At 41.6% G+C, this 9,698-nt stretch carries 10 protein-coding genes and 1 tRNA gene; 10 read left to right on the top strand and 1 reads right to left on the bottom strand.

Annotated elements, in window-relative coordinates; translation table 11 throughout:
* Window positions 1-366 precede the first annotated feature (366 nt).
* The 9 genes from gltA (at window position 367) to FWE37_07850 (ending at window position 8,816) form a co-directional block, all read left to right on the top strand.
* The gene (gene gltA, locus FWE37_07890; protein ID MCL2520898.1) at window positions 367-1,830 is read left to right on the top strand and encodes an NADPH-dependent glutamate synthase; all 1,464 of its coding nucleotides are present in this window, start codon (window positions 367-369) and stop codon (window positions 1,828-1,830) included.
* 131 nt (window positions 1,831-1,961) lie between these two features.
* Window positions 1,962-2,828: an ABC transporter ATP-binding protein gene (locus FWE37_07885; GenBank protein ID MCL2520897.1), complete on the top strand. Its 867-nt coding sequence runs from the start codon at window positions 1,962-1,964 to the stop codon at window positions 2,826-2,828.
* Between the two features lies 1 nt (window position 2,829).
* Window positions 2,830-3,564 carry a hypothetical protein gene (locus FWE37_07880; GenBank protein MCL2520896.1) on the top strand — a complete coding sequence of 245 codons (735 nt, stop codon included), beginning with the start codon at window positions 2,830-2,832 and terminating at the stop codon, window positions 3,562-3,564.
* 106 nt (window positions 3,565-3,670) lie between these two features.
* A complete protein-coding gene (locus tag FWE37_07875; protein ID MCL2520895.1) occupies window positions 3,671-4,552 on the top strand; it encodes a tyrosine recombinase in 882 nt (293 codons plus the stop codon).
* A gap of 32 nt (window positions 4,553-4,584) precedes the next feature.
* Complete coding sequence (locus tag FWE37_07870; protein ID MCL2520894.1) at window positions 4,585-5,334, top strand: hypothetical protein; 750 nt, start codon at window positions 4,585-4,587, stop codon at window positions 5,332-5,334.
* Window positions 5,335-5,344: 10 nt separating this feature from the next.
* Entirely contained in the window at window positions 5,345-6,343 is a 999-nt protein-coding gene (dprA, locus tag FWE37_07865; protein ID MCL2520893.1) for a DNA-processing protein DprA, read from the top strand.
* Between the two features lie 24 nt (window positions 6,344-6,367).
* The gene (locus tag FWE37_07860; protein MCL2520892.1) at window positions 6,368-6,973 is read left to right on the top strand and encodes a Fic family protein; all 606 of its coding nucleotides are present in this window, start codon (window positions 6,368-6,370) and stop codon (window positions 6,971-6,973) included.
* A 106-nt stretch (window positions 6,974-7,079) separates the two neighbouring features.
* Entirely contained in the window at window positions 7,080-8,066 is a 987-nt protein-coding gene (locus FWE37_07855; protein MCL2520891.1) for an effector binding domain-containing protein, read from the top strand.
* Window positions 8,067-8,120: 54 nt separating this feature from the next.
* On the top strand, window positions 8,121-8,816 hold the full coding sequence (locus FWE37_07850; protein ID MCL2520890.1) for a DUF3795 domain-containing protein: 696 nt from the start codon (window positions 8,121-8,123) through the stop codon (window positions 8,814-8,816).
* Window positions 8,817-8,956: 140 nt separating this feature from the next.
* Here FWE37_07850 and FWE37_07845 read toward each other — a convergent pair.
* Window positions 8,957-9,029 (bottom strand) — tRNA-Lys (locus tag FWE37_07845).
* Window positions 9,030-9,196: 167 nt separating this feature from the next.
* On the opposite strand from FWE37_07845, the gene FWE37_07840 reads away from it, so the two are divergent.
* A partial coding sequence (locus tag FWE37_07840; protein ID MCL2520889.1) for a triose-phosphate isomerase occupies window positions 9,197-9,698 on the top strand: 502 nt, incomplete at its 3' end.

Genomic DNA, 9,698 nt, shown 5'->3' with positions numbered 1-9,698 from the left:
TTGCATCGCCCTCTAGGGCAAAAGTACTGCCGGCAAATGCACTGTTATCTTTATCGTTACTACAGGCAAATAAAGCCAAAACTACTACTAACATTAAAGCATATAATTTTTTGCTTTTCATAAAAAATCCTCTATCTTTTTTATCTAAATTTTTTGGTTTTGAGCACTCTAAAAGTTATGTTATAATACAACCAATAATTTGTCAAGGGCTTTTTAAAGTAAAATTATACAATAAATATCTTTATTTCCTTATGTTTGTCTGCAATTACGGCGGCAATTTGGTGTAAACAGCGGGTTTTAGCCGGCCCGATAAATTTAGGTAATTTTTGAATTGTCAATTATAAAAAGCCGTGCTATAATAATTTTATGAGTACATTACAAGAACAAGCAAAAACTTTATTAACACAGTTAAAGGATAAAGAGCTAACCAACAAAGAGCGTTTAGCTATTCCTGTGCAGGATATGCCTTGCCAAGAGGCTAAAGAGCGCAGCCACAATATGAGCGAAGTAGCTTTAGGTTACAGCGCCGAGCAAGCTATGCTGGAGGCGCGGCGTTGTTTGCAGTGTAAAAATGCCCCTTGTATAGCCGGTTGCCCGGTGGGCATAGATATTCCCGGCTTTATTAAAGCCATCGAGGACGGCGATTTTAGCAAAGGGGTAGCTATTATAAAAGAAACCAATATGCTGCCGGCCATTTGCGGGCGGGTTTGCCCGCAAGAAACCCAGTGTATGGAGCGTTGTACCGTGGGTAAAAGCCTAAAAGATGTGGAGAAGGCCGTAATGATTGGCCGTCTTGAGCGTTTTGTGGCCGACTACGAAGCTGCACAGGGCGAAGTTAAAACACCGGCGGTGGCCGCTAACACCGGCAAGCGTGTGGCTTTAGTGGGCAGCGGTCCGGCGGCCTTAGCGGCGGCCGGCGATTTAATTAAGGCCGGCCACACCGTAGAGGTTTTTGAGGCTTTTCAAAAGTTGGGCGGCGTTACCATGTACGGTATTCCCGAGTTTAGGTTGCCTAAAACAATTGTCGAGGCCGAAATTGCCGGCCTTAAAAAGATGGGTGTGGTTTTTCATACCGACTTTTTAGTTGGCCGCACCCGTACTATCCATCAACTTATTAAAGATGACGGTTTTGATGCCGTTTTTGTCGCCAGCGGGGCCGGTTTGCCGGTTTTTATGAATATTCCCGGCGAAAATTTTATCGGCGTACTTAGCGCTAACGAATATTTAACACGAAGTAATTTAATGAAAGCTTATCATAACGAAAGCAGCACGCCTATCCCGCGTAAAAAGAGGGTAGCGGTGCTGGGCGGCGGTAACGTAGCAATGGACGCTGCGCGTACGGCCCTGCGTTTAGGAGCCGAAGAGGTGCATATTGTTTACCGCCGTACCGCTGAAGAAATGCCGGCAAGGCTGGAAGAAATCCATCATGCCGCCGAAGAAGGGGTTATCTTCGATTATTTAACTCAGCCCATCGAGGTGCTTGGCAACGATAAAAGCGAAGTAGCCGGCTTAAAATGTTTGCGCTGCGAACTGGGCGAGCCGGATAGTTCAGGCCGCCGCCGTCCTATAGCGATTGCCGGCAGCGAGTTTATTATGGATGTAGATTTAGTAATTGTTGCTATTGGTAACAGCAGCAACCCGCTTATCCGTATGACGACGCCGGGCCTAGAGTGCAACAAATGGGGCAATATCGTTACCAACGATGACGGTAAAACCAGTTTAGATGGTGTTTATGCCGGCGGCGATATTGTGCTGGGAGCAGCTACCGTTATTTTAGCAATGGGACAGGGCCGCACAGCGGCGGCTTCTATTAGTAATTATTTAAAATAAATTTTTTATTAAATTAAGTGCAGCGCTACGGCGCTGCATTTTTTTAATGTAATTTAGGAATGTTGAATATTGCGTTAATCTTAAAAAATAGTCTTGACTTTTAAAGGTTAGCTATCTATAATGATTTAATAATGATAAATTTAACCTCAATTAACTATCGTTACCCTAAAAGTGTGCTGGTTTATCAAGATTTTTCGCTTAACTTGCAAGCCGGTACTATTTGCGGGCTTTTTGGTAAAAATGGCGAGGGTAAAAGTACTCTCTTAAAGTTAGCCAGCGGGCTACTTTTTCCGCAGGCCGGTACTATTATGGTAGACGAGTTTACCCCGCAGCAAAGGCAGGCCGCTTTTTTAGCCAACGTCTTTTTTGTGGCCGAAGATTTTAAACTGCCTAAACTTACGCAGCAGCAATATGTTAAGTTATACTCGGCTTTTTATCCGGGTTTTAGCCACGAGCAATTTAATAGTTATTTAGCCGAGTTTGAGGTAAATAACCGCTTACCTTTGGCTAAATTAAGTTTTGGTAACAAAAAAAAGTTTTTTATTGCTTTTGCTTTGGCAACCAACTGTAAATATTTATTGCTGGACGAGCCAACCAATGGGCTGGATATTCCTAGTAAAGTTATTTTACGTAAGCTTTTGTTACAAAGGCGTAACGAGGCTAATTTGGTAACTTTAATTAGCACCCATCAGGCCCACGATATTGAAGGGGCTATCAACTCTATTATTATTTTAAATGGTAATAAGGTACTTAATCAAAATGATTTAGCTTTATTTTATGATAGCCTGCATATTGAAGAACACGAGCAACCGACGGCAGAGGCTTTATACAGCGAGCAAACGGCTACCAGTTACAGCTGTCTTATGCAGGGGCCGCCTAGTAATAAAGGTGAGCGGGTTACGGTAGAGTTTATCTTTAATGCTTTGCTCACTAACAGTGCGGCTATTGAAGAGGCTTTAAAGGGTAATTTTAATATTACCAGCCGAAAGGGAGTGTAAAATGCTTGTTTTAAAAAATCATTTACAATTTAATTTTAACCGCTTTGTTAAGTTGTGCCGCTTGCAGCTTTTTAACGATTTTACCAACTACCGTACCGCTTTATTGGTTTTGCTGGCTATCCCGGTGGTTATCTTTTTGCTAACACAAAGTTTTGGTTTGTTGATTGGAGCTACTTGGTTTGGAATTATCGCTTTTTATTTTCATTACACCGCTAGTTTTTTTAGCAGGTATAAAGATGTTAATAACTTATTGCTGCCGGTAACGGCGTTAGAAAAAATGGCTATGGCCTTATTTTTTACTTTAATCGTGCTGCCGTTAGTACTGGTTGTGGTGCTGTTATTTGCCTCGCTGGTAAAAGAGATAGCTTTTGTGATTGCCTCGGGCAGTGATAATATTAGGTCTTGGGATTACGAGAATAGTCAGATATGGGAGTGGCGTTATCTTGACGGTACTTTAAGGGCGTTAATGTTTCAATCAACTTTGCTCTTTGCCGGTACCATCTTTAAAAAACGGGCTTTACTTAAAGTTTTTTTAATAGGTATTGCCGCCTCAACTATCCTTTACTTTTTTAGCTTGCCGTTATTATACTTTAGCAACTTTGACAGCTTCGTTTGGTTTGATATATTTATTGTCTTTGATGACAGTATTTGGATAAATCAAATATTTTGGGCGGTTAGCTGCGTATTTTTGTGGTTTTTAAGTTATGTGCGCCTTACCGAAGCCGAAATTGACTAAAAAGGGATAAATTTAAAATGAAAATGAAATTAAGTAATAAATTATTAATAGGTTACATAACTGCCGGATTAATCTTTTTTGTGATACTTACTTTAACTGCCAATTTATGGTAATAATTGATAATTACATACAACACATTACTTTAGTACAAACTAAAAGTATTGCCACCGTTGAGGTTTACAGGCGCGAGCTTAGCCATTTTTTAGCCTATTGCAGCGACAAGGGGTTTAATTATCAAACAATAACTTTATTGGATATAGAGGAATACCTCTATCAAAATAGTTACCGGCCGGCTACCTTAGCCAAAAAAATAAGCGCTTTAAGCTCTTTTTATAAATATTTAATACGTAACAATTTGATTGGTGATAACCCGGTTAAAAATTTACGGCGGCCTAAATTATATAAGGCTAAGGTAGAGGCGCTGGAAGTAGCAGAGGTAGATACCCTGCTGGCCGGCGAAGCCAACGCTAACCCAACTTTGCAGCTGCGTGATGAGGCCCTCTTCGAGTTAATTTACAGCGCCGGTTTGCGCGTAAGCGAGGCCGTTGGCCTAAATATTAACGATATATTTTTTAACGAAGGTTTAATTAGGGTGGTAGGTAAAGGCGACAAAGAGCGGGTAGTCCCATTGGGCGAGCTGGCTTTTGCTAAATTAAAAACTTACTTAACCACCGGCCGGCCGGCCTTAAAAAAAATGGGCAGCGGCAACGCTTTATTTTTAAACTTTAACGGTAACCGCTTAAGCCGTAAAGGAATATGGTTTAAATTACAGCAGCTGGAGCTGGCCAGCGGCGTTACCAGCAAAACCCACACCTTGCGCCATAGTTTTGCCACTCATCTGTTGGCCGGCGGGGCCGATTTGCGGGTGGTGCAAGAGCTTTTGGGCCATGCTAATTTAACTACTACCGAGATTTATACGCATCTTAACCATAAAGAACTGGCGGAGGTGCACCATAAACATCACCCCCGTAATACCGATGGGGAGTAGTCATTAAACAAATTTTATGGTAAAAATTAAAGATGAACTATTTATTAATGGCCCTTGCCGTCTTAACTTTGCTTGCTTGCCGTAACCCTATGCGGGAAGAGCTTTTCCCCCGTGATGCCGAGCCCATCGGCAGTTTGCGCGAGTGGGGCCAGCGTGAGCGATTGGAGCTAGCCAACGAGGCGGCGCGTATCGATAATAGCGCCGAAATTGAACGTTTAACGGCCGAAATTAACCGGCAAATTGCTGCCATCGATGATATTATCGACCGTAACCTACGGCTATCACGCACGCAAACTATGTTAGGGCTTAGATTTATGGAAAGTTTTATGTATGCCGATGCTGCCCGTGCTTTTACCCGTGCCATCGAGATAGACCCATTTAATGCTAACTTACATTATCAGCGCGCCTTAGCTTTGGGGCAGGTAGCCTTAACCCATACGAATGATGAGCTAATTTGGCAAAACCGTACGGAGGCTAAACGCTCGCTGGAGGTAGCGGTGCAGCTTAATGAAAATCATTTAGATGCTTTATATGCTTTAGCTATCACTTACGCCTACTTTTTTGAAGATTTTCCGGCGGCTAGGGCCGTTTTAAACCGTCTTGTGCCGCAGGTGCGCCCCAATACCGAGCTCATGTTTGTGCAGGCCCATGTGGCGGCCGGACTGGGCAACTTTAATGAGGCGGCCACCTTGCTTAATAATATTATAGCTACCAGCAGTGACGAAGCTGTGGTGGCACGGGCTAGGGCCAACCGCGAGACGGCCTTAGCCGCTATGCGTTAAAGGAAGATAAATGGATAATTTGCTGGCGTTAGCCATTAGTTTAATCCCTCTGCTTAACCCGTTGGAAAAATATGTGCTGGCTGTTTTTATTAAAGATACCGATAGCTTTAAAAAATTGCGAGTAAACGATTTATTTAATTTGGATATTGGCCTTAAATTTACCAAAACACGTAATGAACGGCTGGCAAATTTTGACGGGGCCAGCTTTTATGATATGGCTTTAAATTTAGCCAATGGCCTGCAAAATAGAGGTATCAAAGTAATTTCACGCTTTGATGAACGTTATCCTAAAACTTTAGCGAATATTTACGACCCACCTTTTGTGCTTTACAGTTGGGGGCATTGGCCCGCTCAAGACGACGCTAACTTAGCGGTAGTGGGCACGCGCCACCCCAGCCTAGAGGGTAAACAGCAAACGGCTTTTTTTGTGCGGGAATGCGCCGGTGGCCTTGATAGTATAGTTTCGGGCTTAGCGGTGGGGATTGATGGGGTGGCTCATCGGGCCGCTTTAGCGGTTAAGGCCCATACCATCGCTGTGCTGGGCAGTGGGTTTAACAATATCTATCCCAGTTCGCAAAAAAATTTAGCGGCCCAAATAATTGATAGCGGCGGCTTACTGTTAAGCGAGTACGAACCCGATACCCCGCCGTACCGGCAAAACTTTCCGGCCCGCAACCGTATTGTGGCCGGCCTTAGCCGCGGTGTGCTGGTGGCCGATGCTCCCGTCCGCAGCGGAGCGATGATTACCGCCGATTTTGCCTTAGAGAATGGCCGTGATGTGTTTGTGCTAAGCGGTATGCTTAACGATGATATTAATGGTGTAAATAATTTATATGCACAAGGGGCGATGTCTTTAACACGCGGCGATGATTTACTTACTTTGTGGCAGCTAGGTAAAACGGAGCAAACCGAAACTGTTTTTCCTGTTAAAGATAGTTATTATATTAAGCCGGCTGCTATAGGCAGTGCGATAGCCAACGATTTATGGCAAGAACTTAACAAAGATTAATCAGCTTAAAGCAAACGAGGTACTATGCTTTTAGATAATAAACTTGGTATAACTAATCAGGCCGATTTGCAGCGGGCCGAAGAAAGGTTAAGCAAGCAAAAGGCTAAGGAGCTTTTTGATAGCGGGGCTATTAACCGGGTAGAAGTAGGCACTTTTAAGGGGTTATGCCGGTTGCATAAATTTTTATTTACCGATATTTATAACTTTGCCGGTGAGCAACGTAAGGTAAATATTGCTAAAGGCAGTTTTAGATTTGCCCCTTTAATGTATTTAGATAGTTCGCTTAAACATATCGATGCAATGCCGCAGAGGAATTTTGATGAAATTGTGCAAAAATATGTAGAAATGAACATTGCCCACCCTTTTAGAGAGGGTAACGGCCGTACAATGCGGATATGGTTGGATTTAATTTTTAAACAAGAAATTAAACAAGTGGTGGATTGGGATAAAATAGACAAAACCGATTACTTGCTGGCGATGGAACGCAGCCCGATAAAAGATACCGAAATTAAATATTTATTAAAAAAAGCTTTGGTTACCCCGAGTGATGAGCGTGCCGTTTACATGAAAGGGATTGATACCAGCTACCACTACGAGGGGTTTAATAACTACAAAATAGAAGACTTGTAGATAATCAATAAAATAAAAAGTAGTCAAAAATATTTCATTAAAACCATTGACTTTGACACCGTGTCGTACTTTATAGTAAAGTTAAGAAAGGGGGGCAAAGGTTAAGATGGAGCTATTAGCCATAACTAAAGTAGCTAAAGATTACGGTATTTCGGCGCGTATGCTGCGTTATTACGAGCAAGTTGGTTTAATAAAAAGCTTGCGCAAAAATGATTACGCTTACAGAGTTTACGATGAAAATGCTCTAAATAATCTTAAATTAATAATTATCTTGCGTAAATTACGTATTTCTGTAAAAGAGATAATTGAGATAGTTAATAATGATGAAGCCCGCCAAATAACTTTGGTGCTACAGCAAAATATAAGCCGGCTTGATAAAGAAATTACGGCTCTTTCTACGATTAAAGCTATTTTAAATAGGTTTGTTAAGGAGATAAATGATAAAACTACTATCAATTTAGCTACCCGCTTGCCTTTTAGTGAAGAAACACTTACCGTTATCGGTTCGCTCTCTTTTCCTGATAATCAACTTAAAAATGTTAAGGATAATTTAGCGATGGAAAAATTAAATGAGGCCGATAAAAAGTTAAGTAAGTTAACCGATGTTAGAGTAATTTATTTACCGCCACTAATCGTAGCCGCTGTGAGTGCTGCCGGAGATAATTGTGAAGATAAAGCCATTGAGCTTTTGGATAATTTTGTTAAAAAAAATAACTTACATCAAATTAAACCCGATATACGTTATTTTGGTTTTGATTGTTCACAGGGAGCAACGGCTGTTGGTGAAAATTCGCATAAATACCAAATGTGGGTTACCATTCCGTCCCATATAGACGTACCGCCACCTTATGTAAAACGCAGCTTTAACGGAGGTTTATACGCAGCCCATGCCATTAAAATGGGCGATTTTGACCACTGGACTCTGCTTAACAAGTGGATAGAGGCCAGCGCGCACTATGAAAGTGATTGGCAGGCTATCCGCTGCTCGCCTTGCGAAGACGATATGGACCATTGCCTTGAAGAGCACTTTAGCGGGCAAGGTGATATGCAATTAGATTTGCTTTTTCCTATTAAAAAGAAAGCTATAAAATAAAGACTATATTATATTTAGTCGATAATTTTGTTATAATGCTACAAAGGAGAAAATATGTTTGATAGTTATTGTGGTTTAAAATGTGCCGAGTGTGATTATAAAGAAAAACATGGTTGTAAAGGTTGTATTGCTAGTGAGGGCAAACCTTTTTGGTCATCTGCCGGTGGAGAGTGTGAAGTTGCTCAGTGTGCTATTGCTAAAGATGTGCGCTTTTGTGGTGAATGTTTAGATTTTCCTTGCAAAATTCTTAATAAATATGCCTTTGATAAAGAACAAGGCGATAATGGAGCTAGGATAGAACATTGTAAGACTTTGGTTGCTGAAATGGCTAAAAAAGCACGTGTGGGGTTAAATCCGCGCTCGGTTTGCGGGTTGCATTGCGATTATTGTCCTTATACCGAGCGTTGTGGCGGCTGCCGCAGCGGCTATAATTGGTGCTCGTACGCTACCGCTAATCAAGAGAAAGTTTGCCCCAATGTTAAATGTGCCCAAGAAAAAGACCTAGAAGGCTGCTACTTATGTAATGAGCTAGAAGATTGTGAGAAAGGTTTTTATAGCGTAGAAAAGTTTGCTAAAGCTTGTGCCATATTTATAAAAAAATATGGCGAGGAAAAATTTGGCCAAACCTTTGACAGAGCGATGGAGATTGGCGGCAAAGAATTTGAAGCTTTTGGTGATAACGAGGCCGGTAGTGTGAGTGATAAAGTAAAATTATTAGAAAAATTTATGCTTCCCGCCTGCACTAATTAATTTTTTATACAAGACTCTTTTTTTATAAGCAAAACTTTCCGCCGGAGAGTTTTGCTTATTCCTATTATATTTAAGGGTGATTTAGAATATAAATAAATTATTCCAATTTGATAATTGCAGCTAAATAAAAATTTATTAATTGAGCCGTGCAGGGTTCGAACCTGCGACCCACAGATTAAGAGTCTGTTGCTCTACCAACTGAGCTAACGGCCCGTGTTTATTAACACTCGTGTTATCTTACATTTTTTATTAAAGTTAAGCAAGAGGGAAAGGGCTAAAAAACACGACAATCTCTTTTTTAAAAAAAAGCTGCTTGACCAAATAGTAAAATTGTGCAATTATATAACCAATATAGTGGGTACTAAAGGAGATTTATTTAAATGCGTAAAAAAATTATTGCCGGTAACTGGAAGCTTAATAAAACCCCAAGCGAGGCAGTGGCTTTTATGCAAAGTTTAATGCCTTTAGTAAGTAATACCACTAATATGGTGGTGGTAGCTCCTAGTTTTGTGGCTTTGCCGGCGGTGCTGCAAGCCGCTAAAGACAGTAATATTGCTAAAGACAGTAATATTTATGTGGCCGCCCAAAATATGGCGGCCCACGAAGACGGCGCTTATACCGGCGAGGTATCGGTGCTGGCTTTAAAAGAGCTGGGCGTGCTTAGTGTGATAGTTGGGCACAGTGAACGCCGGCAATATTACAACGAAAGCGATAGCAGCGTTAATGCTAAGCTTAAGTTGGCCCGCAAGCACGATTTAGGAGTTATCCTTTGTGTGGGTGAAAATTTAGCCGAGCGTGAGGCCGGGCAAGCTAATCAGGTGGTAGCCGAACAGGTAAAAGCGGCTTTTGCGGGAGGTGAGGCGGCTTTAATCGAAAAATTGG

The sequence above is a fragment of the Spirochaetaceae bacterium genome (assembly GCA_009784515.1).
Classification (GTDB): domain Bacteria; phylum Spirochaetota; class Spirochaetia; order WRBN01; family WRBN01; genus WRBN01.
This window is presented reverse-complemented; position numbering and strand designations above follow the sequence as displayed.